This is a genomic window from Bradyrhizobium sp. CCBAU 11386, assembly GCF_028128955.1.
Taxonomy (GTDB): domain Bacteria; phylum Pseudomonadota; class Alphaproteobacteria; order Rhizobiales; family Xanthobacteraceae; genus Bradyrhizobium.
Genome location: NZ_LBKA01000197.1, coordinates 1 through 25,053 on the forward strand (window position 1 = coordinate 1; position 25,053 = coordinate 25,053).

Sequence of the window (25,053 nt, forward strand, 5' to 3'; positions counted from 1 at the left end):
CTCCTTTTGTCTGGTTCGACTCAACATCACCAGTCTGGCACACCGATGCCGTTCGGGGGCCGTCCACCCCATCATTGCGAGCGAAGCGAAGCAATCCAGACTGTCTCCACGGAAAGATTCTGGATTGCTTCGCTACGCTCGCAATGACGACACGGATGCAAGCGAGCGCGACAGAGGCAGCTAAAGGAAGGGACACCAATGCCAGCCATTCTCGGCACCGGCGAGCACCGTTACCGCGTCGTCGAAAATTTCGCCAAGCTGCCGGACGGCTGGCAGCTCACCGACGTCGCCTCCGTTGCGGTTGACAGCAAGGACCGCGTCTACGTCTTCAACCGCGGCGCCCATCCTATGGTGGTGCTGGATCGCGAGGGTAATTTCCTGCGCAGTTTTGGCGAGGGCCTGTTCTCGCGCGCGCACGGCCTGCACATCGATGCCGACGACAATCTCTACTGCACCGACGACGGCGACCACACCGTGCGCAAATGCACCACCAACGGCAAGGTGCTGCTGACGATCGGTATCCCGCAAAAGCCGGCGCCGTTCATGAGTGGCGAGCCGTTCCACCGCTGCACCCACACGGCGCTGTCGCCGAAGGGCGATATCTACGTCTCCGACGGCTATGGCAACGCGCGCGTGCACAAGTTCACGCCCGACGGCAAGCTGATCAAGAGCTGGGGCGAGCCCGGCACCGATCCCGGCCAGTTCAACATCGTGCACAATATCGCGGCCGACGCCGATGGCTGGGTCTACGTCGCCGACCGCGAGAATCATCGCGTGCAGGTGTTCAACGGCGAGGGCAAATACGAGACGCAGTGGAACAATCTGCATCGGCCCTGCGCGCTGTGCTGCGGCGGCGGCGGCAAGAGCCCAACCTTCGTGATCGGCGAGCTGGGCCCCGGCCTCGACATCAACCGCAATGTGCCCAATCTCGGCCCGCGGCTGTCGATCGTGGACGCCAAGGGAAATCGCATCGCGCGGCTCGGCGGCGAGGAAGGGCCCGGCGTTGCCAGTGGCAAATTCCTCGCACCACACGGCATCGCACTGGATTCGAAGGGCGACATCTACGTCGGCGAAGTGGGCGTCACCAACTGGACGACGAGCTTCCCGGACGAGGAGATGCCGGCCGTGGTGCGCGCGACGCGGTGCTTGCAGAAATTGGAGCGGGTGCGGGAGTAGCTACCCGTCGTTCTGGGGCGCGCGTTGTTGAAGGTCCGCTCTCTCCCCAACGTCGTCCTGGCGAAGGCCAGGGGACCCATTACCCCAGGGAGTGGTTTGGCGAAGTCTGGTGGTCGTGCGGTACTGAGACTGGTCCATCACGGATGGATTCCGCGGTATGGGTCCTGGCTTTCGCCAGGACGACAGCGGAGGGTGTGGCCACGCCGTCTGATATGTCGGCCGTCTGTACGTCGACCTGCTAGGAGCCCTCACTCCACCTTGATCCCCGACGCCTTGATGATCGGCCACCAGCGCTCGGCCGGCCGGCGATGAGGTTCTGCATCGCCGGGCCGTTGCCGCGATAGGGCACGAACTGGAATTGCGTACCGGTCTCCTTCTGGAGCGCGATACCGGCGAGATGGCCGGTCGCGCCGACGCCGGCGATGCCGATCGACGCCTTGTCCGGATTGGCCTTCAGCCACGCGATCAATTGTTTGAGATCGTCCGCCGGCAGATCCTTGCGGCCGACGATCAGCAGCGGCTCGCTGCCGATCAGGAACCGCGCCAAGGTGTCGGTCGCCCCGCCCGCCGGGAATGGTACGATCATGGTGACGGGGCGCGCCGGATAATCCTCAGCCGCAGCGGACCAGATCGGCGCCGCGCCGAACACGGCCAAGAGCACCGCGGCGAGCCAGCCCCGCATGGACCCCTCCCCGAATCGCGGCGTTTTTGAGCGTTTTGCCACCCCGCCGCCGCATTGCCTGCGCCTGAATAAGTCGCTCAACGGGCTTCACAATCCCGTCACGCTGCATGTAGTATGTCAATACATGCTGCTTCGCAGCGTACATGGAGGCCGGGAGCGTTACTTGAACGCACATGTCTCGCAAGGCAGTTGGCCGGTGTTGGTGCTGAATGCGGACTTCCGGCCGCTGAGTTACTACCCACTGTCTCTGTGGTCGTGGCAGGACGCGATCAAGGCGGTGTTCCTCGACCGCGTCAACATCGTCGCGCATTACGACCAGGCGGTCCGAAGTCCCACGCTGGAGATGCAGCTGCCGAGCGTGGTCTCGCTCAAATCCTTCGTCAAGCCGACCACCCACCCCGCCTTCACCCGTTTCAACGTCTTCCTCCGCGACCGCTTCAATTGCCAATATTGCGGCTCGCCCGAAGACCTCACCTTCGATCACATCATCCCGCGCAGCAAAGGCGGCCAGACCACCTGGGAGAACGTGGTCGCGGCGTGCTCGCCCTGTAACCTGCGCAAGGGCAACCTTACGCCGGCGCAAGCCAAGATGTTTCCGCGCCAGAGCGCCTTCGCACCGACCGTGCACCAGCTCCACCGCAACGGCCGCCTCTTCCCGCCGAACTATCTGCACGACAGCTGGCTGGACTATCTTTACTGGGATACCGAGCTGGATCCGTAGGATCGGCGCATCCACTCACACCCCGATCGCATTCCGCGCCACCACGTCGCGATAGAACGCCGCGCTCAGCTTCGGCACCCTCGCCTGCGTCTCGAAGTCGACACGATAGAGGCCGAAGCGCTTCCCGTAGCCGAAGATCCACTCGAAATTGTCCATCAGGCTCCACAGGAAGTAGCCGCGGATCGGCACGCCCTCCGCGACGGCGCGCTGCATCTGGGTCAGATAGTTGCGCAGGAACATGATGCGGTCGAGGTCGTAGACCTGGCCGTCGGCCGAGATCTTGTCTTCCGACGAGGTGCCGTTCTCGCTGATGTAGATGGTCTCGATGTTCCAGATCTTCGCGGCGAGGCGCGGCGCCCAGTAGATCACTTCGGGGCCAATCCGCAGCCATTCCGAATTCATGTGCGGGAACGAGGTGGGGAACGGCAGCACACGGAAGCCGGGCGCGCGGTCGGAGGCGGTGACATAGAACTGCGGCGCATAGATGTTGAGGCCGATGAAGTCGTTCGGCGTACCGATGATCTTCAACTCCTCAGGCGTGAATTTCGGCGCGTCCGCGCCGGCATAGGCGAGGAAGCCGTCGGTATACTTGCCCTCCAGCACCACGCCGAGGAAGCCGGCATTGAGTTCGCGCGTCGCGATCTCGGCAGCACGGATGTTTTCCGGCGTTGCGATCGCCGGCACGCAGGCCGCGATATTCTCGGCTGCGCCGACCCTTGTGCCGGCGCGCCCTGAGGCGCGAATCGCCTGCACGGCAAGCCCGTGCGCCAGCGCAACGTGATGGCGGACCTGGTTCAGCTGCGCCGCCGGCAGCCTGAGGCCGGGCGCGTCGATGCCCCAGCCGTAGCCGAAATTCACGAAGCGCCCGACCTCGTTCACGGTGAAGATATTTTTCACGCGATCGGTCAGGCGTGCGGCGACGTACGCGGCGTAATCGGCAAAGGCTTTCGAGGTGTCGCTCGACCGCCAGCCGCCGACGCGGTCCTGCAGCGCCTGCGGCAGGTCCCAGTGATAGAGTGTCGCATAGGGCTCGATGCCGGTTGCGAGCAGCTCGTCGACCAGGCGACTGTAGAAATCGAGCCCCCTGGGATTGGGTTGACCCGCCCCATCAGGAAACACCCGCGGCCATGCGATCGAGAAACGGTAGGCCTTGACGCCGAGCGCCTTGATCAGCGCGACGTCCTCCTTGTAGCGGTGATAATGCTCGTTGGCGCGGTCGCCGGTGGAGCCGTCCTCGATCTTGCCGGGCGTGTGGCTGAAAATGTCCCAGATCGATTTGCCGCGGCCATCCTCGTTGACGGCGCCTTCGATCTGGTAGGACGAGGTCGCGGTGCCCCACAAGAAATCCTTCGGAAAGGGCGCGCCGCGCTCGGCCGATGCTGGCGTTTCGCTCTCCGCAGCGCTGACGCCGGTCGCCGCTCCCAGCGCGACAAGGCCCGCGAGCTTGGCAAGATGACGCCGCGAGAAATCCGCTGACATATCTATCTCCGCGCCTGCTCCATATCGACCTGATAGACGGAAATCCTGTCGATCTCGAATGCGACGGCTGGCGGAGATTCCGCATCGACGGGACCGACGCCGAGAAAGAACTTCGATCCGATCGCGAGGTTGACGATCATGTACATGGGATCATCGAAGCCGATCGGCACCTTGATGTCGGACACCGGCTTGCGGTCGATGAAATAGACCAGGCGATCCTCCTCCCACAGCACACCATAGTTGTGGAATGCGCTCGAAGCGTCGCCGACCGCGAAGTCAAAGCCGCAGGACTGGATCTTCTGGGTCGACGGAATCCGCCAATGCGTCGTCATCACGAGATCGCCCGGCCGCTCACCCCGGCCTTCCAGCACGTCGACCTCCGGCGGCCAGCCGCCGTCGTCCGCCAGCATCCAGAATGCCGGCCACACCGCATGGCCGACCGGGAGCTTGGCGCGGATTTCGAAATAGCCGTGCTTCTGCGCGAACGTGCCCTGCGTCGTCAGGATCCCGGAGATGTACTCGTTGTTGAACAGAACGGACTTCAATTCCGGAGGCGTGCGGCGCGCGACGATCGAGAGCACGCCGTCCTTCACCTTGAACGGATCGAGCCCGAGCGGCGCCGCGGCGCGCCCCGAGTAGCGCGGATCGACATAGATCTGCTGCTCGCCATTGGCGCTGGTCTTGCGCTTGAAGTCGGAGCCGTCGCCGCCCCAGTAGCGCGCCTCCGGCCACGCCGCGCCGCCGGCATAGTGCGGCACCCAGCGTCCGCCCGACAGCGGATGCTCGTCGAAATCCTCGTTAAACGTCCGCCGCAGCGGCAGGAAGATCAGCGAGGCAGGATTGACCGTTTCGAGCTTGCGGCATTCGATCGTGGACGGATCGGTCGTCACTTGCAGCGACATGGTGCCGGGCGCGTCGTCGAGATCGTCCCGCACCGCGCCCAGCGCAGGCACGGCGGACAGACTGATTGCGACCAGAGCGCTCCTCGTCCAACGGCCGATCATCACTGCACATCGACGGTATAGGGAAACGGACCGAGGCTAACGCGCCCGCATTGGAGCGGGCAAGGGCGGCCATGCGGCGGCGGACGAATTTGGGGGTACCGCCCGCACGCCCGAACCATATTTTCGTGCACTTGCACAAACTGGACACCGCCACGGACCGCGTTCAGCAGGTGATCGCGGCCGATCGCCGGGGACGGAACCCGAGGCGCCCGCGTCCGTTCAAGGTGGAGGCCGGATGTATCGCGACAGACGTATCCGGGCCCGTCACAGCACAAGGGGAGACGCGCCATGCCCACAGCCGAGAAGGATCACGTCTACAAGATTCTGGAACTGGTCGGATCATCCGAAACTTCGATCGAGGATGCGATCAAGAACGCGATCAGCCGCGCCGCCAAGACCATCCGCGAGATGAAATGGTTCGAGGTGGTGCAGACGCGCGGCCACATCGAGAACAACGCCGTGCGCCACTACCAGGTGACGCTGCGCGTCGGGTTTACACTGGAGGAGTGAGGCAGGGACGCCAGGCGAATCCGGCGTAAGGTCAGCGTGGTTAACATCCTCCGACGATAACCCGTCGAAACATCGAGGACCGGTTCCGGCCGAATACGGGATTCGCACAATCAGCGTGGATGACGCAACAGGCCGTTAAGGCGAAAGTGAGAGGTTTGCACCGAAATGGAGCAAGCCTGATGAATACGGGCCGCGACCTCGGAAAAACGCGTCTTCCGCTCTGGGCGGCGGGTTTCGTCATGCTGACTTGCTTCGTCATCCTGGGCCTGAGCGGCTGGCGCGAATGGGAAACGCGCAATACCGAGCTCAGGAACGCCGAAATCGACGTGGCCAATCTCGCGCATTCGCTGGTCCAGCATGCGGACGACACCTTCGAGCTCGTCGATACCATCCTCGTCGGACTGGTCCATCGGCTCGAGATCGATGGAACGGGTCCGGACACGATCGCAAAGCTCCAGGCCTATCTGCCGACCGGCAAATCATCGGACCGCATCCGTGGCATCTTCGTCTATGACGAGACCGGCCGCTGGCTTGCTACGACCGAGCAGGTCGACTTGTCCAAATTCAACAACAGCGACCGCGAATATTTCCAGCGTCATCGCGACTCGCCGGATCCGGGCACGCTGATCGGACGCCCCGTCAAGAGCCGCGCCGGCGGCCAGTGGATCATCACCGCATCTCGCCGGATCAACCACCCCGACGGCAGCTTCGCCGGCGTTGCCCTGCTCACGATCGACGTCAGCTATTTCGTCAAGTTCTACGAGCGCTTCGACCTCGGTCCACACAGCTCGGCGTCGCTGCTGAACAACGACGGCATCATGCTGGCGCGCAGCCACGATGAGAGCGGCGCCTTCGTCGGACGCGACCTGTCCAACGCGCCGTTGTACAAGCAATGGAATAGCCGTCCGGCAGCGGCAGTCTACTATTTCAAGTCGCCGCTGGATAACGTGCAGCGGCTGAGCTACTATCAGCGCAGCAGCCGCTATCCCTTGATGGTGCTGGCGAGCAAAGCGCAGGACGACGTTCTGGCCCCCTGGCGGCGCACGGCGACCGTGCGCATGAGTTTCGTCGTCGGTCTCGTCGCACTGATCGCGGTGATCGGCTTCTATCTCGTCCGCCAGCTCTTGCAGCGGCAGCGCATGGCACAGGCTCTGATCGCCAAAGAAGCCCATTTCCGCCTGCTGGCCGAGCAATCCAGCGACATGGTGACCCGGATCGGACTGGACAACCGGCTGATCTACGTTTCTCCGTCATGCGCGCGCATCATCGGCTGGTCTTCCGACGAACTGCTGGGCACGTCGGCCGTGGCCGGGGTTCACGCGGAGGACATGGAACGGGTCGAGCAGGCCATTGCCGCGCTGAAGAACGGCGAGGCCGAGGAGGCAAGGTTCGTCTACCGTCAGCGCCATCGCGACAAGGGCGAGATCTGGGCCGAGTCGGCCCTGCACGTGACCCGGGCGTCCGACAGCGGCGAGATCGACGGCGTCGTCGCGGTGGTGCGCGACATGACCGAGCAGAAGGACTTGCAGAACAAGCTCGCCTCGCTAGCGGCGACCGACGGCCTGACCGGGCTCGCCAACCGGCGCGCATTCGACGAGCGCCTCGCGGACGAATGGGCCCGCTCCCGCCGCGACGGCACCCCACTCTCGCTCCTGCTGATCGACGTCGATCATTTCAAGGCGTTCAACGACCATTACGGGCATTTGGCCGGTGACGGCTGCCTGCGCGCGCTGGGGCGAATCCTGTCCTCTCATCCCCGGCGGCCGGCCGACCTCGCGGCGCGCTACGGCGGCGAGGAGTTCGCGGTGCTGTTGCCGAACACCGATGCGGACGGCTGCGCCAGGGTCGGCGAGGAGATTCGCGGCGCGTTGCGCGACCTCGCCATGCTGCATGCGCAGAATCCGCCCTCACGGCTCGTCACGGTGAGCATGGGCGCCGCGACGGCGTTTCCATCCGAGACCACGACCGACTCCAGCGCGCTGGTGGCGGCCGCCGACCGCGCGCTCTATGCCGCAAAGGAAAGCGGCCGCGACCGGCTGATCGTATCGGGACAGGTCGTGCCCTGGCCCGCGAAGAGCGCGTGACACAGTCGCCGACCTGCCAGGCGTGGCGAACGCTTGCCCTTGCCGGCGTAGCTGCGGGTGACGTTCGAGAACTCGCCTTCGAAACGCGCCGCCGACCAGGCCAGCATCGCAGCGATCGGCCCTTGCGCACCCGGATTTGTCGCCCGCGTTCGGGCGGGATATGACTGCGATCACGGCCCGAGTTTCGGCCAATCCGAGAGTGCTGCTGTGACTGATGGGATCAAGCTCGTCCTCTTCGACATGGACAATGTCCTCTGCAACTACGACAGGGGACAGCGTGTCGCATGTCTGGCAGAGCTCGCGGGATCGAGCAGCGAGCTCGTCCACAAGGCGATCTGGGACAGCGGTTTCGAATCGCTCGGCGATTCCGGCGCTCTCGATGCCGCGGATTATCTGCGAGGCTTCGGCGAGCGCATGGGCTATCCGCTGTCGCTCGACGAGTGGGTGGAGGCGCGGCGCCGCTCAATGCAGGCCGATCGCGCGATGCTGGAGATTGCCCGACGTCTGCGCGAAACCGTCGATATTGCCGTCCTGACCAACAATACCACGCTGGTCGCCGACCACATCGACACGCTGCTGCCGGACTTGCGGCCGCTGTTCGGCACCCGGATCTACACCTCCGCCCAGTTCAAGACGGCAAAGCCGGACCCGCGCTGCTATCGCCTCTGCCTGACCGAGCTCAACGTGATGCCGGAGACCGTGCTGTTCGTCGACGATCTCCCGGCCAATGTTGCCGGCGCGCGCGAGGCGGGCCTGTTCGCGCATCATCACACGTCGGTGGAGGCTTTCAGGCAGGCCGTTTCGGCGCACGGCCTGCTTCAGGGCGAATGAATACGCCTTCCGCTTTGCGTCGCATCAGGCCAAATGACACGCCACGAAATGGCCGCCCGCCCCCTCCTTCAGCTCCGGCGCGCTTTCTGCGCAGCGCGGCTGGGCGATCGGACAGCGGGTGTGGAAGTGGCAGCCTGACGGCGGCTTCATCGGGCTCGGCACGTCGCCCTTGAGGCGGATGCGCTCACGCTTGAGCTTGGGATCGGGCACCGGGACCGCTGACAACAGCGCCCTGGTGTAGGGATGCTGCGGGTTGCGGTAGAGGTCGCTGGCCTTCGCCAGCTCGACGATGCGGCCGAGATACATCACCGCGACGCGGTCGGAGATGTGCTCGACCACCGAGAGGTCATGCGCGACGAAGAGATAGGTCAGGTTCAGCTCGGCCTGGAGATCTTCCAGCAGGTTGATGACCTGGGCCTGGATCGACACGTCGAGCGCGGAGACCGGCTCGTCGCAGACGATCAGCTTCGGCTCGACCGCGAGCGCGCGCGCGATCACGATGCGCTGGCGCTGGCCGCCGGAGAATTCGTGCGGGTAGCGGCGCATGTGCTCGGCCTTGAGCCCGACCTTGACCAGCAGGCTCGCGACGCGCTCCTCCCGCTCTTTGGCCGATGAGCCGAGCTTATGGATGATGAGCGCCTCGCCGAGAATTGCACCCACAGTCATGCGCGGATTGAGCGAGGCAAACGGATCCTGGAACACGAGCTGCATGTTCCGCCGCATCGCGCGCAGATCGTTACCACCGAGCTGGCGCACGTCCTGACCGTCGAACACGACCTCGCCGTCGGTCGGCTCGATCAGGCGCAGCACGCAGCGCCCCGTCGTCGACTTGCCGCAGCCGGATTCGCCGACGAGACCGAGCGTCTCGCCGCGATTGACCGAGAACGACACGCCGTCGACCGCATAGACGCTGGCGACCTGGCGCGACAGCAAGCCGCCAAGAACGGGGAAATGTTTCTTCAGACCGCTGACGCGGAGCAAGGGTTCGCTCATGACGCGGCTCCCAACTGCGTATCCCCCAAGTGACAGGCCATGCGGTGGCCGGGCGCGACCTCGCGGAGCAGCGGCTCCTTCTCGGTGCAGACGCTCATGGCATGACGGCAGCGCGGCGCGAAGCGGCAGCCGACCGGCGGATTGATCAGGATCGGCACCGAGCCGCCGATCGCCTCCAGCCGCGTCTTGTGCTCGCTGTCGAGGTCGATGCGCGGGATCGAGCGGATCAGCCCTTGCGTATAGGGGTGCTGCGGATCGCCGAAGAGCTCGTCGACGCCCGCCTCCTCCACGACCTTGCCGGCATACATCACGACGACGCGCTGCGCGGTCTCGGCGACGACGCCCATGGCATGGGTGATCAGCATCACCGCCATGCCGAAGCGCTCCTTCATGTCCTGGAGCAGGTCGAGGATCTGCGCCTGGATGGTGACATCGAGCGCGGTGGTGGGCTCGTCGGCGATGATCAGCTTCGGCTTGCAGGCGAGCGCCATCGCGATCATCACGCGCTGGCGCATGCCGCCGGAGAACTGGTGCGGATAGTTGTGCACGCGGCCTTCGGCGTTGGGGATCTGCACCAGCTTGAGCATCTCGATGGTGCGCTCGAGCGCCTGCTTCCTCGTCACGGCTTCATGACGGCGCAGGCTCTCGGCGATCTGCTCGCCGACGGTGAGCACCGGGTTGAGCGATGTCATCGGCTCCTGGAAGATGAAGCCGATCTCCTTGGCGCGGATCTCGTCGAGCTCGTTGCTCGTCAGCGGCACGAGATCGCGGCCTTCGAAGATGATCTGGCCGGCAGCGATGCGGCCGGGCGGCATCGCGATCAGCTTCAGGATCGACATCGCCGTCACGGTCTTGCCGCAGCCGGACTCGCCGACGACGCAGAGCGTCTCGCCGCGGTTGATGGAGATGTCGACGCCGTCGACGGCCTGCAAGATCCCGTCGTCGGTGGAGAAATGGGTTTTCAGGCCCTTGATCTCGAGCAGCGGCGCCATCAGATCACCCGTCGCGCATCGAGCGCGTCACGCAGGCCGTCGCCGATGAAGTTGATGGCGACCACCGCGATGAAGATCGCGCCGCCCGGAAACAGCGCCCAGTGCGGGCCGATGTCGAGGAAGTCCTTGGCGTCGTACAACAGCCGCCCCCAGGTCGGGGTATCGGGCGGGAAGCCGAGGCCGAGGAACGACAGCGTCGATTCGGCGATGATGGCGGCGGCGACGTCGATGGTGCCGGCGATGATCACGGGACCGAGCGCGTTGGGCAGGATGTGGCGCACCACCTGCCGCACCGGGCTGGCGCCGAGCGCGCGCGCGGCTTCGACGAACTCCTTTTCGCGGATCGACAGGAACTGCGCGCGCACGAGGCGGGCGACCGGCATCCAGCGCAGGCCCCCGATCACGAGCACGATCAGGATGAAGATGCCGCCCTCGGGGCCGAACGCGGCCTTGAGCCCGTCGCGGAACAGATAGATCAGCAGCAGCAGCAGCGGCAGTTGCGGCAGCGACAGGAAGAGATCGGTGAGCCACATCAGCCCGTGACCGAGCGCACCGCGCGACATGCCGGCAAGCGCACCGATCAGCACGCCGACGAACACCGAGACCAGCATCGCGGCAAGGCCGACCGCGAGCGAGATGCGCCCGCCGTAGATCATGCGGGCGAGGATGTCCTGCCCGAGATCGTCGGTGCCGAAGGGATGGGCAAGCGAGGGCCCCTGCATGCCCGCCACGATGTCGATGTCGTCGATCTTGACCCGCCAGACGAACGGGCCGGCAACCACCGCCAGGACCAGAATGAGGAGCAGGAACGCACTGATCACGGCAAGCTTGTGGCGGCTATAGCGCCGCCACGTCTCGCGCCAGGGCGAGTAGACGCGCCGCTCAGCGGAGGGAGATGCGAGGGTCAAGCCAGCCATACAGGACGTCCGCGATGAGATTGAACAGGACCACAAGGCACGCGAAGACGAAGGTGACGGCCATCACCACCGGCGTGTCGTTGGAAAGGATGGAGGAGATCAGCAGCGAGCCGATGCCGGGGATGCGGAAGATCTGCTCGGTGACGATGGCGCCGCCGAATACCGCCGGCATCTGGAGCGCGATCAGCGTGACGACCGGGATCATCGCATTGCGCATCACATGCTTGACGATGACCTTGGCCTGCCCGAGTCCCTTGGCGCGCGCCGTGGTGACGTAGTCGAGCCGGATCACGTCCAGCATCGCCGAGCGCACGAAGCGCGTCATCGACGCCGCCTGGAACAGGCCGAGCACCGCCACCGGCATGATCGCCTGCCGGATCATCTCCAGCACCCAGCGGATGCCGGTAGCCTTGATGTCGCTGGAATAGACGAAGGGCAGCCAGTCCAGCGTGACCGAAAAGATCAGGATGAACAGGATGCCGGTGAAGAAGGTGGGCAGCGAGAAACCGACGAAGGCCAGTACGTTGGCGATCTGGTCAAACAGTGAATACGGCTTGGTCGCCGCGTAGACGCCGACCGGAATCGCGATCAGGAGCGCCAGGATCTGCGCCGAGCCGATCACATAGAGTGTCGCCGGCAGGCGCTGGAGGATGAGCGCATCGACGTCCATCCGGCTGACGAAGGAAAAACCCCAATCGCCATGCGCCATGGCGGAGAGCCAGTGCAGGTAGCGCAGATAGATCGGATCGTCGAGGCCGAACTTCGCCCGAAGCGCGGCAGCGACTTCGGGCGGTACGTTCGGATTGGTCGCCAGTTCCGAAAACGGATCGCCGGGGGCGAGCGCCAGCACGACGAACAGCACGAGCGAAATGCCGAGCAGGCTCGGAATGGCGATCAGCAGGCGACGCAGGACATATTGACTCATAGGGAAAGACCCCGCCTAGGCCTGCGCGATCATGCCTCCCGGTACCAGTCGAACAGGTTGTCGGTCTCGTTCGCCCAGCCGCTGATCACGCAAACCAGGTTGTTGGCAGCGGCCTCCACCTTGAGGCGATGCTGCACCGGGATGAACACGGTATCGCCGATCAGGATGTCGTTGGCCTTGATGTAGAGCGCCGCGCGCTTGACCGGGTCCATCTCGCCTTCCGCGGCCAGGATCGTGGCATCATACTCCTTGTTGACGTAGCGCGGGAAATTCTGTCCCTGCCACTTGTTCTCCTTGGTCGCCACATTGGCCGACATATAGCGCCGCATGTGCTGGGACGGATCCGGCTGGCTCATCGGGATCTGGAACATCTCCATGTCGGCATAGAACTTCGGGTAGATGTCGGGATTGCCGGCGTCGGAGGAGAAGAACACCGAGGCGACGACCGATTTCAGCTCGACGTCGATGCCCGCCTTCTGGCAGGCCTGCTTGACGATGGCCTGGGTCTTCTGGCGCGGACCGTTGATCGAGGTCTGGTACAGAAGCTTCAGCTTCTTGCCGTCCTTCTCGCGGATGCCGTCCGCACCCGGTTTCCAGCCGGCGTCATCCAGCATCTTCGACGCCTTCTCGATGCTGAATTCCCAGCTGGTGTTCTTGGAGACGAACTTTTCGGGGCCGTTGAGGAAGTTCGCCGTGGTGCGGCCTGCGCGGCCGTAGATCACCTTCTTCACCGCTTCACGATCGACCAGCAGCGCCAGCGCCTTGCGCACGGCGGGATCGGAGAACAGCGGGTGCTTCGTCTTCATCGAAGAGCGCTCGCCATCGACCTCGGTGTTCGGGTCGGTAAAATTCAGCGCGATGAACTCGGTGTCTCCGCCCACGGCGTAGATGGCCTTGCCCTTGCCGCCCTTCTCCAGGCGCAGCAGCACGTCGTCTTCCACCTGGATGTTATAGCCGAAATCGTATTCGCCGGTCTGGATCACCGCGCGCGCCGCCGAGACGGCATCGCCGCCGCCCTTCATTTCGAGCGTGTCGAAATACGGGCGATTCGGCATGTGATAGTCGGGATTGAGCTCGCCACGGACGATATCGCCCGGCTTGAACTCGAGGAATTTGTACGGGCCGGTGCCGACTGGCGAGAGGTTGTTCGGCGCCTCGCGGGACTTGGCGCCCTTGTAATCCGCGAACAGATGTTTGGGGATGATGGAGTTCGGCGCCCCGACGAAAGCATCGGCCCAGAACGGCGTCGGCTTGTTGAAGAGGATGCGGACGGTGAGGTCATCCACCTTCTCGACGACGATGTCGCGATAGGTCGCAATCGTGACCGCGGAGGTCGCGGGATCCTTGGAGTATTCCCAGTTGAACACGACGTCGTCGGCGCTGAACGGCTTGCCGTCATGCCATTTGACGCCGGGCTTGAGCTTCCAGGTCACCGACTTGCCGTCGGCGGCGAGGCCGCCGTTCTGGATCGATGGGATTTCGGCGGCCAGAACCAGCTTCATGTTGCCGTCCGGATCCCAACAGGCAAGCGGCTCGTAGAACAGGCGCGAACCGTCCTGGTCCTTGGTGCCGGTGGCGAAATGCGGATTGAGCAGGGTCGGCCCCTGCCACCACAACAGCTTCAGCGCACCGCCGCCGCCGCGCTTGGTCGGCTTGTAGGTCGAAACGCCTTCCGCCATGGCGACGCCGCCCAGCGCGAGGATCTGGTTGGCCAGCGGGGCAGTCAGACCGACAGCGGCGAGACGCTGGATGAAGGCACGGCGATCCATCCGTCCGTCCTTCACTTGGCCGATCATCGAACGCAGTTCTTTATCCAGCATGGTTTGTCCCCCGTCTGGTTCCCGAATGGATGCAGGCGGCCGCGATGCGACCGCCGGGTTTTGTCTGGCCGTAGATGGCACACTGAATAGGCCGCCCGTCAACTGCGACCGTGTGTATGCAAACAGTGTTCTGGCTGTCCGTTGGGCAAAACTGCGTTCCGCAGCCCAAGCGTTCGGCAATCCGGCGCTAAAACACGCCGAAATCCACGTTGCACTGCGAAAAATTTGTTCGCCGGATCAGACGAAGTATCGAGACGAAATTCTACACCACGGACATATTCAGTGGCGGCGCGACGTGGTCCGGCAGCGGGCAGACATAAGGTGTCTTGGCCGTCCGCCTCGCAAGGTCGGCTTGCGCGGCCTTGATCAGCTCCGGTTCCGTGAGCGCCTTGATGCCGATACCCGCCATCGCCTTGGCCGCCTGCACCATGGCCTTGTGGGCATGCGGGCTCTTGCCCTGCGCCACCACCTGCCAGGTGTGGAACGGCGTGCCGATTGCAACCGTTGGTGCGTGAACCTGCACCGTCGGTACCACCCAGCTCACATCGCCGACGTCGGTCGAGCCGACCAGTGGGTTGCGCTTGGCATCGAGCGGCACCAGGAAGTCGGCCAGCGGCCGATCGGTCGGCTCCATCCCGATCGCGTAGTAGACCGAGGCGATGTCCTTGTCGCTCAGCGTCGATCGGATCTGGGTGGCAAAACCCTTGTCCGCGTCGTCGAAATGCGGCGGTCCGAGCTCTTCCATGACCCGATGCAGCGCCTGCTCCAGCGGCGTATTCGGCAGAATGTTGGAGACCGCGGAGATGATCTTCATCTCCACCTTGGTCTCGGTCATGAGCGCCGCGCCCTCCGCGATCTTGCTCACGCGTCCGACCAGCTCGTTCATGCCGGGCAGGTCGCGCGCGCGGATCGAGTAGCGCACGCGCGCATGCGCCTGCACCACGTTGGGCGCAATGCCGCCTGTGTCGAGCAGCGCGTAGTGCACCCGCGCGTCGCTCGGCATGTGCTCGCGCATGTAGTTCACGCCGACGTTCATCAGCTCTACCGCATCGAGTGCGGAACGGCCGAGATGCGGCGAGGCCGCGGCGTGCGAGGTGCGGCCGGTGAAGATGAAGTCGGCCCGCGTGTTGGCGAGCGACGGCGTCACCGCCACTTCCCAGAAGCTGTGCGGATGCCAGGTGATGGCGATGTCGGCGTCTTCGAACGCACCGGAGCGCACCATGAACGCCTTTGCCGCGCCGCCTTCTTCTGCCGGACAGCCGTAGTAGCGCACGCGGCCCGGCACCTTGTTCTCGGCGAGCCAGTCCTTCACCGCGGTCGCGGCCAGCAGTGCCGCGGAACCGAGCAGATTATGACCGCAGCCATGGCCGTGGCCGCCGGTCTCGACGGGACGGTGTTCCGCCACGCCCGCCTCCTGGCTGAGGCCCGGCAGCGCGTCATATTCCCCCATGAAAGCGATGACCGGTCCGCCCTCGCCCCATTCGCCGACCAGCGCGGTCGGGATGCCGGCGACGTTCTCGGTGATACGGAAGCCCTGATGGCGCAACTCGGCGAGATGCTCGGCGGCGGACCGCGCCTCGGTGTAACAAACCTCCGGCGTGCCCCAGACCTTGTCGCTGAGGTCGATGAAACGCGCCTTGATCGTGTCGACGCCACGCCAGATGTCGCTGCGGTTATCCATGCTTCGGTCCGTGATCTCTTGGTCAAACGAAGCGGCAATGGTTAGCAGCTTCAACGCACGGCGCCTAGCACCTCGCCGGACAGCAGCCATGCGGCGGATGCCGGATCGAAGGCCCGCCGGGCCGCCGACCGCGCGCGAAACGATCCCGCGCCTTTCGAAGATTTCACACCGCGTTCTGCGGAATAGTTGAGGAACGAGGCTTTCAAGACGGCCTTCTCCGGCCTAAATTATGCGAGCTTCGCGCGTCGTCCCGCTAGCCACGGCGGAGCGATGCACTCAGCCAGGAGAACTCCATGCCCGCTCTGACCGAATGGAGAGTGCCGCCGGCCAATCAGCCGCGTGCGAGCGATTACGGTTTCGATCTCGACCGCGCGCTCGCGTCCGTCGTCGGCCTGCACGCCATCATTCCGCCCGACGCGTTCAGCGCCGAGACGCTGGGCACCGAGCGCGCCGGCAACGGCGTCGTGATCGACGACGGGCTGGTGCTGACCATCGGCTATCTCATCACCGAGGCGGAATCGGTGTGGCTGCACCTCGCCGACGGGCGCGTCGTCGAAGGACATGCCCTGGGTTTTGATTCCGTCACCGGCTTCGGCCTCGTGCAGGCGCTGGGTGAGCTCGACGTCGAACCCTTGCCGCTCGGCAACTCGGCGGAGACCCGGGTCGGCGACCGCGTCGTGGTCGGCGGCGCCGGCGGCCGCACGCGATCGGTTGCGAGCCAGATCGTGGCCAAGCAGGAATTCGCCGGCTACTGGGAATATCTGCTGGATGAGGCTGTCTTCACCTATCCCGCGCACCCGAACTGGGGCGGCACCGGCTTGCTCAACGAGCGCGGCGAGTTGATCGGCATCGGCTCGCTCCAGCTCGAACGCGAACGCGACGGCAAGGCCGAGCACGTCAACATGATCGTGCCGATCGACCTGTTGAAGCCGATCCTGGAGGATCTGCGCAAGTTCGGCCGCGTCAACAAGCCATCGCGGCCCTGGCTCGGGCTCTATTCGACCGAGATCGACAACCGCGTGGTGGTGATCGGGATCTCCGCCAACGGGCCGGCCGCCCGCGCCGAGCTCAAGACCGGCGACGTCATCCTCGCCGTCGACGGCGAGAAGATCATCAGCCAGACCGCCTTCTACAAGAAGATGTGGGCGCTCGGCGCCGCCGGCGTCGACGTCCCGCTCACCGTGCATCATGAAGGCGTCACCTTCGACGTCACGGTGACTTCGACCGACCGCTTCAAGCTGTTGAAGGCGCCGAAGCTGCACTGACCGGCCGAACTGAAGCAAGGAAGCGGCGATGACCGAGGCCGTCGTTGACGACATCGTGGCCGTGCTGCCGCCGCTGCTGAACGCGCTGGAGGCGCTCGGCTTCTTCACCCGTCACCTGCATCCGCCAGCCTTCGCGTCCGTGATGAACGCGATCGGCGCGCCGGACGACGCGCTGCAAGCCGCACATACGGCGATCGGCACCTGGCCTGAACAATTCGCCGGCTTGCGCGACCGGCTCGATGGTGCCTGCAACGAGACGCTCGCCGCCTTTGCCGGCATTCGCGAGGTCGAGCGCGGCAACGGCGATCTCATCGCCGTCTTCCGCGCACTGCGCCACGTGCCGCGCGCGCTGGAGGCGCTCTATCCGCTTGCAGTGCAGTTTCCGCCGGTAAGCAGCTTCTTCCTCAACGCCGCGAGGCGCGAGGATGGGAACCTGCTGGCACGGCTCGAGGCCGGCGCGGGCGAGCACAGCGGCATCTTCCACGATCACAACGAGCCCGGCAGCCGCGGCGGCTTCTCGGTCTATGTCCCCGAATATTACACGCCCGATCGCGCCATGCCGCTGGTGATGGCGCTGCATGGCGGCAGCGGCAATGGCCGTGGCTTCCTGTGGAGCTGGTTACGCGATGCCCGCAGCGTGGGTGCGATCCTGGTGGCGCCGACCGCGACCGGTCAAACCTGGGCGCTGATGGGCGACGACACTGATACGCCCAACCTCATGCGCATCCTCGAGACCGTGCGCAACCGCTGGTCCATCGACGGCTCGCGCATGCTGCTGACCGGCATGAGCGACGGAGGCACCTTCTGCTACGTCAGCGGGCTCGATGGCGCCTCGCCCTTTACGCATCTCGCACCGGTGTCGGCGACCTTCCACCCGCTGATGGCAGAGATGGCGGATGCTGCGCGCCTGCAGCGCCTGCCGATCTTCATCACCCACGGCAAGCTCGACTGGATGTTTCCTGTGCAGAGCGCGCGGCAGACGCAAGCGGCGCTCTCCGCCGCCGGCGCCGACGTCACTTATCGCGAGATCGACGATCTCAGCCACACCTATCCGCGCGAGATCAATGCGGAGCTGCTGGAGTGGCTGAACGCAAGATGAACGATCTCTCCTTAGATGCGCCGCATGGCCGCGGAACCATCGCGCCGTGCCGACGTTATCGGCGCGACACCGGAGGTTCGCTATGAAGACTTTTTTCGGAATGATTTTGGGCGCGCTGCTTCTCGCGGGCGGCGTCTATGTCTATGATTCCATGCAGACCTCATCCGTCGCCAATGGCGAGGTCGCGACCACCAATCGCACCATCGTGAACTGGGATGTCGCCAAGGCCGACTGGGATGCTCTGCGCGATCGCGCGCACAAGGATTGGGTCCGCATCTCGTCGAAGTAACGTTGCGGGTATCATGAACAAGGCGCCGTCGCGGTCCGCGGCGGCGCCTTTGTGTTGGCCGTGTCAGTTGCGGCGAGCGCCTTAGTTCATCTTGGCCTTGCGCGCGTCGGCGATGACCTGCTCGAATTCGGTCATGCTGAGCACGCCGGGCACGCGGTACTTGCCGACGATGAAGGACGGGGTGCCGCGGAAGCCGAAGGCTTCGGCCTGCTCGTTGTTGCGCTTGAGGATGGCGTCGATGTCCTTGGCGTGGTCGGCGAGATCGCGCTTTAACCGGTCCATGTCGACGCCGGCAGCCGCCAGCAGCTCATTGATGCGCGGCTCGGTCAGGCGCGAGCTGACGCCCATCATGGCGTCATGGGCCTGATGGTACTTGTCCTGGAATTTCGCCGCGAGCGCGATCCGCGCCGCCGTGACCGATACCGGCCCGAGGATCGGCCAGTCCTTCATCACCAGCCTCACCTTGCCGTCGTCCTGGACCACCTGGCGCAGCTCGGGCTCGAGCTTGCGGCAATAGGGGCAATTGTAGTCGGACCATTCGACGATGGTGATATTGCCGTCGGGATTGCCGGCAACGGGCGTGTCCGGATCGCGCAGCACCTTGGCTTCGGTCAGCACCTCGTCATCGCCTGCGGCGGCCCGCACCGAAGTGATGCCGCCCGCTGCGAGCGCGCCCGCCCCGATCAGCGTGAGCGCCGCACGCCGCGTCGGTACCAAGAGGCCCTTATTCCTGAATCGAGTCATATCTCGTCCCGTTTCGGTCCCATCGCCACAAATACGGTTTGAGACCGGGAAGTGTTACGCTTCATATTTCATATAGAGTGTCGCAACGGCGATGTCATCGCACCAGCAGCGTGACCGCAAGCGGGACCAGGAACGAGGTCACCAAAGCGTTCAGGCTCATGGCGATGCCGGAAAAGACGCCGGCGATCTCGTCGACCTGGAACGCGCGCGCGGTGCCGATGCCGTGCGCGGCGAGGCCGGCGGCAAATCCGCGTGCGCGGAAATCGGTGACGCCGGTGCGGTTCATCAGCGGTGTCACGATGATCGCGCCCATGATGCCGGTGAGGATCACCGCGACCGCCGCCAGCGAGGGATCGGCGTGCAGGGATTCGGCGATGCCCATGGCAACGCCGGCCGTGACCGATTTCGGCGCCAGCGACAGCACGACGTCGCGCGGCAGCCCGGCAAGCTCGGCCAGCAGCACGACCGACACCGCCGCCGTGACCGAGCCGGCAACGAGCGCCACCAGCATCGGCACGATGGACGACACCACGCGCTTGCGGTTCTCGTAGAGCGGCACGGCGAGCGCGACGGTGGCGGGCCCCAGCAGGAAATGCACGAACTGCGCACCGGCGAAATAGGTGGTGTAGGAGGTGCCGGTTACGAGCAGGAACGCACCGATGATCCACATCGCGTGCAGCACGGGATTGGCGAGCGGATGGCGCCGGCTCGCCAGCGACACCGCATCCGTGCTCGCATAGACCAGCAGGGTCACGGTCAGCCACAGCAGCGGGGACTGCGAGAGATAGACCCAGAGCGAGAATGGGTTGTCCTTCATCGCGCGTCCTGTTGCCTGAGGAGGCGGCTGACGAGGCGGAAGGTGAGCACCGTCGCAAGCAGCGTGACGACCACCGAGAGCGCGAGCACGAGAATGATGGCGACGCCGTGGGATGCGAGCAGATCGAGCTTCTGCACGACGCCGACACCGGCCGGCACGAACAGAAGCGACAGATGGGCCAGCAAGCCCTTGCCGGCGGTCTCCACGCCGCCATTCCGCAACGGCCCGCACGCAAGCAGCGCAAAGCGGTCGCGCGCAAGCAGCAGGATCAACAGCAGCAGCAGGCCGAGCACGGGGCCCGGCAATGGCAGGCCGAGGCCGCGCACGACGGCTTCGCCGACCAACTGGCAGAGCAGGATGAGGCCGAGACTTGCGAGCATGACGATCGCATCAAGAGATGCGCCGGCAGGCTTGTCAATCGCCGCTATGCACGGGGCGCACACACTTCGGGCGAAGCCGCAACGCGGGGCAGCATCGCCATCAGGGTGCCGCTCATGGTGGCGATCAGCGTGGTCTTGCCCTCGTGCTCGGCAAAGGCCCTGGCCTCGCAGAAGGTCAGCGTACGGCCGGGCTTGACCACCTCGGCCTTGAAGACGAAACGCGCGCCGCGGGCGGGCGCGAGCAGCGCGGTCTTGAACTCGACGGTGAGGATATCGGCATTGTCAGGCATCAGGGTGAAGGCGGCAACGCCGCAGGCATTGTCGAGCCCGGCCGTGATGATGCCGGCATGGACAAATCCGTTCTGCTGCGTGAATTTGGGCGAGTGCAGCATCGCCAGCTCGACCTCGCCCGGCGCAAGGCGGACGATCGTGATGCCAAGCGTGCGCATTGCCGGCTGGCCGTCGAACATGGCAATGGCCGCGGCGCGATAGCCCGGGTTCTTCGGCTCGAACGCGGTCATGGCTCAAGCCTCGGCCGGTTCGACAAGATGCCTCAAAGCGGCGTCGCGGATGGCATCGGTGAACGGCGCGGACTTTCGCAGCTCACGGTCCATGTGCACGCCCGTGATCTCGCAGAACGCGGCGATCTCGCCGGTCTCGGCATTCGTCATGTCGTGCCGGAATCGGATCGACCTGTCGCGAAGCTCGAGCAGGTGGCTGCGGATCTCGACGATGTCGCCGGCCAGCAGCTCGCGCTTGTAGGTGATGTTCTGCTGCACCGCGGCCATGCCGCGGCCGGAACTGCGCAAATAGCTCGGCGTCAGCCCAAGACGGGCGAACAGATTCCAGTTGGCCTCGTCGAATTTGCCGACACACCACATGATGTTCATGTGGCCGACATGATCGCATTGCCACGGATAGACCGTGCCGCGATAGGTTGCCTCCTGCTCCATCGCAACTTCTCCCAGCGCTTTTCTGCCCTTCGATTGTTGATACGGTAGCGTATCAGGGCCTGGTCGCGTTAGCAATACGGCACCGTATCAGGAACCGGGTGGACTTTCTTCATGAGCGACGGCAAGGGCGATGTCTGGATCGAGGCGGGATTTACCGAGCTCGCCCGCTCGGGGGTCGAGGGGGTGCGGGTCGAGGTGCTCGCCAAGAACCTCGGCGTCACCAAGGGCGGCTTCTACCGCCGCTTCGCCGACCGCGCCGCGCTGCTCGAGGCCATGCTGGAGCGCTGGCGCGAGGGGCGCGCGGCGGCGATCGCGCAGCAGACGAGCCTCGACGGGCAGGCGCCCCGCGAACGGCTGAGGGCGGTGATCCAGCTCTATTCCGAGCGGCTCAACCCGGAAGGCATGGCGATCGAGCTCGCGATCCGGCAGTGGGCTCGTTCGGACGAGAACGCCGCGACGGCGGTGGCGAGCGTGGATGCGGCGCGGCTCAAGCACGTCGCCGAGCTCTATCGCGCGACTGGCCTCGAGGCCGAGGAGGCCGAGGCGCAGGCCTTCCTGTTCTACTGCTTCATCTTCGGCCAGAGCCTGCTGTTCGTCGAGCGCGGCCCGCGCAAGCGATCGCAGCTCGTGGCGAAATCGGCCGAGAAGCTGCTGGATTAGGCGAATGGCCGGAGCTTTGCTCCGGCCACCGAATCAAGTCGAAGCTCAGGCCGCGCCCTTCAGCTTCTTGTTGCATTCGCTGTAATAGCCGCCGCCCTTCTCGATCCACTTCATGCCGCCATTGCCGTTGGTGGTCTTGTTGGCGTTGTACTGGTCGACGCAGGTGTGCAGGCGAGCCTTGCCGGCCGTTTCCTTGGCGTATTTCGGATCGATCGCGTTCGGATAGATCGCGGGACCGGCCGGCAATGTCGGCGCCGGAGCGGCAGCGGGGGCTGCCTCCTTCTTCGCCTGCTTCGGCTCTGCCGGAGCGGCGGGCGCAGCCGGAGCAGCCGCGGTCGGCGCAGCGGCAGGCTTTGCATCCGCACCGCACTGGGCCTTGCGGAAGTCATTCCACTTCATGGTGCCGAGCGAGCCGTCCTTCTTGGCCGCCTGATATTTCGCGCTGCACTCCTGCGAGGTCAGCGCCTGCGCCGGTGCGGCGGCCACCAATGCCGCGACACCCGACGCCACGATCGCACACAACAATTTTGTCTGAATGGTCATCCCTTTGGTCTCCTCCTTGGTCTTCCCCGACGGAAGCGAAACGAGGATTGCTATCCTAGCGTGCCGGTCGCTTGCGACAAGGATACGATGGCTTTCGCCGCCAAAATATAGTGATCCCGTCGCTCGGCTCATTCATGTCGCGTTCAGCAACGCGAGCCGACGTTCCAGCCCTTCGCCATTTTCCCAGGAAGAGTGCAACACCATGACCCTCGCCTCCCGCCTCGCCGCCGTCGCCCTCGCCTCCCTGCTCGCCACCGGCACCGCCTTTGCGCAGACCGCCGCGCCGGCAGCCAAGACCGACACCGCGGCCACCGCCGACAAGAAGGCGCCGAAGGAGCGCTCGGCCGAGTCGCTGGACTGCTCCAAGCAGGCGGATGCCAAGGGCCTGCATGGCAAGGAGCGTAAGAAATTCCGCTCCGAGTGCATCAAGAGCGCGAAGGCCGGCACCGCCGCCCCGGCCGCCGACAAGAAGTAAGTCCGTCCCAATCCTCCGCGAGCCCCGGCGAGAGGCGCGCGCATTGCGGCATGACGAGCCTGCAATTGTGCGCCTCCCGCCGATTTGCGATAAGGCGGCGTGAAGCAAATCACCGCCTCCCCGCCGTTCGAATGGCTGAGCCGTACCAAGATCTTGAGCACGGTGGAGACACTTGTCATCGGCACTGCCGGCGGCCTCGTGTTTCTCGTCGCCAATCTTCCCGGCGGGCTGATCTCGGGCTCGATGATCGCGGTCGGCGTCGCCGCGATCGCCGGCCGGCAGCTGACGCTGCCGCCGATCCTGACCCAGACCGTGCTGGTGCTGCTCGGCATCTCGCTGGGCTCGGTCGTCTCGCGCCACCTGATCCAGCAGGTCAGCGCCTATCCTTTGACCATCGGCCTGCTCGCACTCGCGACCTTCTGCTCGACCTTCGGCTCGAGCTATTACCTCCAGCGCGTTCATGGCTGGGATCGCACCTCGGCCTTTCTTGCCGGCAGCCCCGGCGCGCTGTCGCAGATCACGATTTTAGCGGTCGAGCGCGGCGCCGACCTGCCGGGCATCGCGGTGGTGCAGACCATGCGCGTCATCATCCTCACCGCCGCGCTGCCGATGGTGCTGGCGCTTGCGGGCGTGTCGTCTTCTGCTGCGCCGTCCCTGACGACGGCCATTGCCTCGCCGCTCGACCTCGTGGAGCTGGTTGCGGCCTCGCTGGCCGCGGCGCTCGTCCTGCGGCTGATCAAGTTTCCGGCGAGCTGGATGTTCGGCGCGATGATCGCCTCCAGCGTGCTGCATGGTGCCGGCTGGGTCGAGGGTGGCCTGCCGAACTGGGTGCGCGGCGTGGCGCTGATCGGCATCGGCGCCCTGATCGGCAGCCGTTTCGCGCGGATGCGGATCAAGACCCTCGCCGGCCACATCAACGCGGCGCTGGGGTCATTTACCGTGGCCATCGCCGTCTCCGCGATCTTCGTCGGCATCGTCGCCCTCACCACGCAGGTGAAGTTCTCGGACGTCGTCGTCGCCTTCGCGCCGGGCGCGATGGACGCCATGCTGGCCTTGGCCCTGACGCTGCACATCGACCCGATCTTCGTCGGCGCCCATCATCTGTCGCGCTTCGTGTTCGTGACGATCGCGACGCCCGGCATCGTGCACCTGTTCGGGCGCACGCAGGACGACGTGGACGATTAAGTGGTGCAGCCGCCGTAAGCTCTGAAGGTGGGCAAAGCTGCGGTAGGGTGGGCAAAGCGAAGCGTGCCCACCAGCGACTGGTGCGGGTCGATGAACGGTGGGCACGGCGCGCGAAGAGCGCGCCTTTGCCCACCCTACGGTAGTTACGTCCGCTTCGCCGTCCGCACAAATCCCCAGCCGGCGATGACGGCCATCAGCAGCGAGATCAGCACGTTGTAGCCGGCGAGCGAAAGGCCGAGGAAGCGCCACTGCACCTCGTCGCAACGCACCACCTTCACGGTGTCGAGCTTCGACAGGAGATCGGCGGCATTGCCGAGATTGACGACGGGGCCGGAGCAGTCGGTCGGTCCCTTCCAGAAACCCCATTCGACGCCGGAGTGGTAGGTGCCGAGCCCGGCATTGGCGAGCGTCGCGAGCGCGAGGATCGCAAGCCCCGCGAGCAGCAGCGGCCGCGGCGCGCCGCTCCTCGCCGCAAGCGCGGTGAGCGCGCCGAGCGGGATCGCGAGGTAGTAGGCGTAACGCTGCTCCAGGCAGAGCGGACAGGGCAGGATCTCCAGCACGAGCTGGAAGAACCAGGCGCCCGCGATCGTGGCTGCCGCAATCAGCGTGACGAGAAGCGAGGCGGTCAGCGCGGGGCCCGCGGCCGCCGGCTTGAACGCAGGTATTGCGGCACTGTGGGTCGTCACGGCAGCCTCTCCCGGTGGGTCGCTTTCCTTAGCCTCTAGCCCCGGCCCAAGCGGCTGTCGAGAACGGCCGGGATCACTTTGGCGCGGGTTGACCCTGCCCCGTCCATGGCTATAGTCCGCCGGCTTCGCGACGCCCGCACAG

28 protein-coding genes are annotated in these 25,053 nt (G+C 65.2%); 11 read left to right on the plus strand and 17 right to left on the minus strand.

Features of this window, described 5'->3' with window-relative positions; genetic code table 11:
• Positions 1-198 precede the first annotated feature (198 nt).
• Complete coding sequence (locus tag XI09_RS14180; RefSeq protein WP_271567378.1) at positions 199-1,176, plus strand: peptidyl-alpha-hydroxyglycine alpha-amidating lyase family protein; 978 nt, start codon at positions 199-201, stop codon at positions 1,174-1,176.
• Between the two features lie 238 nt (positions 1,177-1,414).
• Here XI09_RS14180 and XI09_RS14185 read toward each other — a convergent pair whose 3' ends face one another.
• Positions 1,415-1,858, minus strand: coding sequence for a Bug family tripartite tricarboxylate transporter substrate binding protein (locus tag XI09_RS14185; RefSeq protein ID WP_333939091.1), 444 nt, complete (start codon positions 1,856-1,858; stop codon positions 1,415-1,417).
• Between the two features lie 163 nt (positions 1,859-2,021).
• On the opposite strand from XI09_RS14185, the gene XI09_RS14190 reads away from it, so the two are divergent.
• The gene (locus tag XI09_RS14190) at positions 2,022-2,579 is read left to right on the plus strand and encodes an HNH endonuclease (RefSeq protein ID WP_018646514.1); all 558 of its coding nucleotides are present in this window, start codon (positions 2,022-2,024) and stop codon (positions 2,577-2,579) included.
• 15 nt (positions 2,580-2,594) lie between these two features.
• On the opposite strand, the gene XI09_RS14195 is transcribed toward XI09_RS14190, so the two are convergent.
• The gene (locus XI09_RS14195; RefSeq protein ID WP_271567379.1) at positions 2,595-4,058 is read right to left on the minus strand and encodes a GH1 family beta-glucosidase; all 1,464 of its coding nucleotides are present in this window, start codon (positions 4,056-4,058) and stop codon (positions 2,595-2,597) included.
• 2 nt (positions 4,059-4,060) lie between these two features.
• Positions 4,061-5,062, minus strand: a complete 1,002-nt coding sequence (locus XI09_RS14200) for a glycoside hydrolase family 16 protein (protein WP_271567380.1) — start codon at positions 5,060-5,062, stop codon at positions 4,061-4,063.
• Between the two features lie 288 nt (positions 5,063-5,350).
• Here XI09_RS14200 and XI09_RS14205 point away from each other — a divergent pair, with 288 nt between their 5' ends.
• The 3 genes from XI09_RS14205 (at position 5,351) to XI09_RS14215 (ending at position 8,487) form a co-directional block, all read left to right on the plus strand.
• Complete coding sequence (locus XI09_RS14205; RefSeq protein ID WP_271567381.1) at positions 5,351-5,572, plus strand: dodecin; 222 nt, start codon at positions 5,351-5,353, stop codon at positions 5,570-5,572.
• A 179-nt stretch (positions 5,573-5,751) separates the two neighbouring features.
• On the plus strand, positions 5,752-7,656 hold the full coding sequence (locus XI09_RS14210) for a sensor domain-containing diguanylate cyclase (RefSeq protein WP_271567382.1): 1,905 nt from the start codon (positions 5,752-5,754) through the stop codon (positions 7,654-7,656).
• Positions 7,657-7,863: 207 nt separating this feature from the next.
• Positions 7,864-8,487 carry an HAD family hydrolase gene (locus tag XI09_RS14215; protein WP_333939092.1) on the plus strand — a complete coding sequence of 208 codons (624 nt, stop codon included), beginning with the start codon at positions 7,864-7,866 and terminating at the stop codon, positions 8,485-8,487.
• Between the two features lie 24 nt (positions 8,488-8,511).
• On the opposite strand, the gene XI09_RS14220 is transcribed toward XI09_RS14215, so the two are convergent.
• The 7 genes from XI09_RS14220 to XI09_RS14250 form a co-directional block, all read right to left on the minus strand.
• Positions 8,512-9,480, minus strand: a complete 969-nt coding sequence (locus tag XI09_RS14220; protein WP_271567383.1) for an ABC transporter ATP-binding protein — start codon at positions 9,478-9,480, stop codon at positions 8,512-8,514.
• A complete protein-coding gene (locus tag XI09_RS14225) occupies positions 9,477-10,472 on the minus strand; it encodes an ABC transporter ATP-binding protein (RefSeq protein ID WP_271567384.1) in 996 nt (331 codons plus the stop codon). Before XI09_RS14225 ends, XI09_RS14220 begins: the two co-directional genes overlap by 4 nt.
• Entirely contained in the window at positions 10,472-11,389 is a 918-nt protein-coding gene (locus XI09_RS14230; protein ID WP_271567385.1) for an ABC transporter permease, read from the minus strand. Before XI09_RS14230 ends, XI09_RS14225 begins: the two co-directional genes overlap by 1 nt.
• Complete coding sequence (locus XI09_RS14235; RefSeq protein ID WP_027544334.1) at positions 11,355-12,314, minus strand: ABC transporter permease; 960 nt, start codon at positions 12,312-12,314, stop codon at positions 11,355-11,357. The genes XI09_RS14230 and XI09_RS14235 overlap by 35 nt, the downstream gene beginning before the upstream one ends.
• A 29-nt stretch (positions 12,315-12,343) precedes the next feature.
• Positions 12,344-14,134 (minus strand): peptide ABC transporter substrate-binding protein, encoded by a 1,791-nt coding sequence (locus tag XI09_RS14240; RefSeq protein WP_271567386.1) that lies wholly within the window; start codon positions 14,132-14,134, stop codon positions 12,344-12,346.
• A 262-nt stretch (positions 14,135-14,396) separates the two neighbouring features.
• On the minus strand, positions 14,397-15,815 hold the full coding sequence (locus XI09_RS14245) for a M20 family metallopeptidase (RefSeq protein ID WP_271567387.1): 1,419 nt from the start codon (positions 15,813-15,815) through the stop codon (positions 14,397-14,399).
• A gap of 50 nt (positions 15,816-15,865) precedes the next feature.
• On the minus strand, positions 15,866-16,021 hold the full coding sequence (locus XI09_RS14250) for a hypothetical protein (protein ID WP_271567388.1): 156 nt from the start codon (positions 16,019-16,021) through the stop codon (positions 15,866-15,868).
• Between the two features lie 87 nt (positions 16,022-16,108).
• Here XI09_RS14250 and XI09_RS14255 point away from each other — a divergent pair, with 87 nt between their 5' ends.
• From XI09_RS14255 to XI09_RS14265, 3 genes are all read left to right on the plus strand, one after another.
• Entirely contained in the window at positions 16,109-17,080 is a 972-nt protein-coding gene (locus tag XI09_RS14255) for a S1C family serine protease (protein WP_271567389.1), read from the plus strand.
• Positions 17,081-17,108: 28 nt separating this feature from the next.
• Positions 17,109-18,179 carry a dienelactone hydrolase family protein gene (locus XI09_RS14260; RefSeq protein WP_271567390.1) on the plus strand — a complete coding sequence of 357 codons (1,071 nt, stop codon included), beginning with the start codon at positions 17,109-17,111 and terminating at the stop codon, positions 18,177-18,179.
• 82 nt (positions 18,180-18,261) lie between these two features.
• Positions 18,262-18,468, plus strand: coding sequence for a hypothetical protein (locus XI09_RS14265; RefSeq protein WP_027544339.1), 207 nt, complete (start codon positions 18,262-18,264; stop codon positions 18,466-18,468).
• An 81-nt stretch (positions 18,469-18,549) separates the two neighbouring features.
• Here XI09_RS14265 and XI09_RS14270 read toward each other — a convergent pair whose 3' ends face one another.
• The 5 genes from XI09_RS14270 to XI09_RS14290 all read right to left on the minus strand — a co-directional run bounded on the left by XI09_RS14270 (position 18,550) and on the right by XI09_RS14290 (position 21,362).
• On the minus strand, positions 18,550-19,212 hold the full coding sequence (locus XI09_RS14270) for a DsbA family protein (protein ID WP_271567391.1): 663 nt from the start codon (positions 19,210-19,212) through the stop codon (positions 18,550-18,552).
• Between the two features lie 94 nt (positions 19,213-19,306).
• Entirely contained in the window at positions 19,307-20,029 is a 723-nt protein-coding gene (locus XI09_RS14275; RefSeq protein WP_271567392.1) for an LrgB family protein, read from the minus strand.
• Entirely contained in the window at positions 20,026-20,409 is a 384-nt protein-coding gene (locus XI09_RS14280) for a CidA/LrgA family protein (RefSeq protein ID WP_271567393.1), read from the minus strand. The genes XI09_RS14275 and XI09_RS14280 overlap by 4 nt, the downstream gene beginning before the upstream one ends.
• Before the next feature lie 44 nt (positions 20,410-20,453).
• A complete protein-coding gene (locus tag XI09_RS14285; protein WP_271567394.1) occupies positions 20,454-20,930 on the minus strand; it encodes a PaaI family thioesterase in 477 nt (158 codons plus the stop codon).
• A gap of 3 nt (positions 20,931-20,933) precedes the next feature.
• A complete protein-coding gene (locus XI09_RS14290) occupies positions 20,934-21,362 on the minus strand; it encodes an acyl-CoA thioesterase (protein WP_271567395.1) in 429 nt (142 codons plus the stop codon).
• Between the two features lie 111 nt (positions 21,363-21,473).
• On the opposite strand from XI09_RS14290, the gene XI09_RS14295 reads away from it, so the two are divergent.
• Positions 21,474-22,022, plus strand: coding sequence for a TetR/AcrR family transcriptional regulator (locus XI09_RS14295; protein ID WP_271567396.1), 549 nt, complete (start codon positions 21,474-21,476; stop codon positions 22,020-22,022).
• Between the two features lie 45 nt (positions 22,023-22,067).
• On the opposite strand, the gene XI09_RS14300 is transcribed toward XI09_RS14295, so the two are convergent.
• Positions 22,068-22,565: a hypothetical protein gene (locus tag XI09_RS14300; RefSeq protein ID WP_271567397.1), complete on the minus strand. Its 498-nt coding sequence runs from the start codon at positions 22,563-22,565 to the stop codon at positions 22,068-22,070.
• A 202-nt stretch (positions 22,566-22,767) separates the two neighbouring features.
• Between XI09_RS14300 and XI09_RS14305 the strand changes: the two genes are divergently transcribed.
• Both XI09_RS14305 and XI09_RS14310 read left to right on the plus strand, forming a co-directional pair.
• Positions 22,768-23,040: a PsiF family protein gene (locus XI09_RS14305; RefSeq protein WP_271567398.1), complete on the plus strand. Its 273-nt coding sequence runs from the start codon at positions 22,768-22,770 to the stop codon at positions 23,038-23,040.
• Between the two features lie 99 nt (positions 23,041-23,139).
• The gene (locus tag XI09_RS14310) at positions 23,140-24,225 is read left to right on the plus strand and encodes an AbrB family transcriptional regulator (protein ID WP_271567399.1); all 1,086 of its coding nucleotides are present in this window, start codon (positions 23,140-23,142) and stop codon (positions 24,223-24,225) included.
• A gap of 143 nt (positions 24,226-24,368) precedes the next feature.
• On the opposite strand, the gene XI09_RS14315 is transcribed toward XI09_RS14310, so the two are convergent.
• Positions 24,369-24,911, minus strand: coding sequence for a disulfide bond formation protein B (locus tag XI09_RS14315; protein ID WP_271567400.1), 543 nt, complete (start codon positions 24,909-24,911; stop codon positions 24,369-24,371).
• Positions 24,912-25,053 lie beyond the last annotated feature (142 nt).

Excerpts from the sequence above, each read along its gene's own strand:
- XI09_RS14185 (WP_333939091.1), bottom strand. The coding sequence starts at position 1,858 with ATGCGGGGCTGGCTCGCCGCGGTGCTCTTGGCCGTGTTCGGCGCGGCG.
- XI09_RS14290 (WP_271567395.1), bottom strand. The coding sequence starts at position 21,362 with ATGGAGCAGGAGGCAACCTATCGCGGCACGGTCTATCCGTGGCAATGC.
- XI09_RS14275 (WP_271567392.1), bottom strand. The coding sequence starts at position 20,029 with ATGAAGGACAACCCATTCTCGCTCTGGGTCTATCTCTCGCAGTCCCCG.
- XI09_RS14225 (WP_271567384.1), bottom strand. The coding sequence starts at position 10,472 with ATGGCGCCGCTGCTCGAGATCAAGGGCCTGAAAACCCATTTCTCCACC.
- XI09_RS14240 (WP_271567386.1), bottom strand. The coding sequence starts at position 14,134 with ATGCTGGATAAAGAACTGCGTTCGATGATCGGCCAAGTGAAGGACGGA.
- XI09_RS14285 (WP_271567394.1), bottom strand. The coding sequence starts at position 20,930 with ATGACCGCGTTCGAGCCGAAGAACCCGGGCTATCGCGCCGCGGCCATT.
- XI09_RS14230 (WP_271567385.1), bottom strand. The coding sequence starts at position 11,389 with ATGGCTGGCTTGACCCTCGCATCTCCCTCCGCTGAGCGGCGCGTCTAC.
- XI09_RS14210 (WP_271567382.1), top strand. The coding sequence starts at position 5,752 with ATGAATACGGGCCGCGACCTCGGAAAAACGCGTCTTCCGCTCTGGGCG.
- XI09_RS14300 (WP_271567397.1), bottom strand. The coding sequence starts at position 22,565 with ATGACCATTCAGACAAAATTGTTGTGTGCGATCGTGGCGTCGGGTGTC.
- XI09_RS14280 (WP_271567393.1), bottom strand. The coding sequence starts at position 20,409 with ATGCTCGCAAGTCTCGGCCTCATCCTGCTCTGCCAGTTGGTCGGCGAA.
- XI09_RS14220 (WP_271567383.1), bottom strand. The coding sequence starts at position 9,480 with ATGAGCGAACCCTTGCTCCGCGTCAGCGGTCTGAAGAAACATTTCCCC.
- XI09_RS14195 (WP_271567379.1), bottom strand. The coding sequence starts at position 4,058 with ATGTCAGCGGATTTCTCGCGGCGTCATCTTGCCAAGCTCGCGGGCCTT.
- XI09_RS14255 (WP_271567389.1), top strand. The coding sequence starts at position 16,109 with ATGCCCGCTCTGACCGAATGGAGAGTGCCGCCGGCCAATCAGCCGCGT.
- XI09_RS14305 (WP_271567398.1), top strand. The coding sequence starts at position 22,768 with ATGACCCTCGCCTCCCGCCTCGCCGCCGTCGCCCTCGCCTCCCTGCTC.
- XI09_RS14200 (WP_271567380.1), bottom strand. The coding sequence starts at position 5,062 with ATGATCGGCCGTTGGACGAGGAGCGCTCTGGTCGCAATCAGTCTGTCC.
- XI09_RS14235 (WP_027544334.1), bottom strand. The coding sequence starts at position 12,314 with ATGAGTCAATATGTCCTGCGTCGCCTGCTGATCGCCATTCCGAGCCTG.
- XI09_RS14295 (WP_271567396.1), top strand. The coding sequence starts at position 21,474 with ATGAGCGACGGCAAGGGCGATGTCTGGATCGAGGCGGGATTTACCGAG.
- XI09_RS14245 (WP_271567387.1), bottom strand. The coding sequence starts at position 15,815 with ATGGATAACCGCAGCGACATCTGGCGTGGCGTCGACACGATCAAGGCG.
- XI09_RS14180 (WP_271567378.1), top strand. The coding sequence starts at position 199 with ATGCCAGCCATTCTCGGCACCGGCGAGCACCGTTACCGCGTCGTCGAA.
- XI09_RS14205 (WP_271567381.1), top strand. The coding sequence starts at position 5,351 with ATGCCCACAGCCGAGAAGGATCACGTCTACAAGATTCTGGAACTGGTC.
- XI09_RS14270 (WP_271567391.1), bottom strand. The coding sequence starts at position 19,212 with ATGACTCGATTCAGGAATAAGGGCCTCTTGGTACCGACGCGGCGTGCG.
- XI09_RS14260 (WP_271567390.1), top strand. The coding sequence starts at position 17,109 with ATGACCGAGGCCGTCGTTGACGACATCGTGGCCGTGCTGCCGCCGCTG.
- XI09_RS14265 (WP_027544339.1), top strand. The coding sequence starts at position 18,262 with ATGAAGACTTTTTTCGGAATGATTTTGGGCGCGCTGCTTCTCGCGGGC.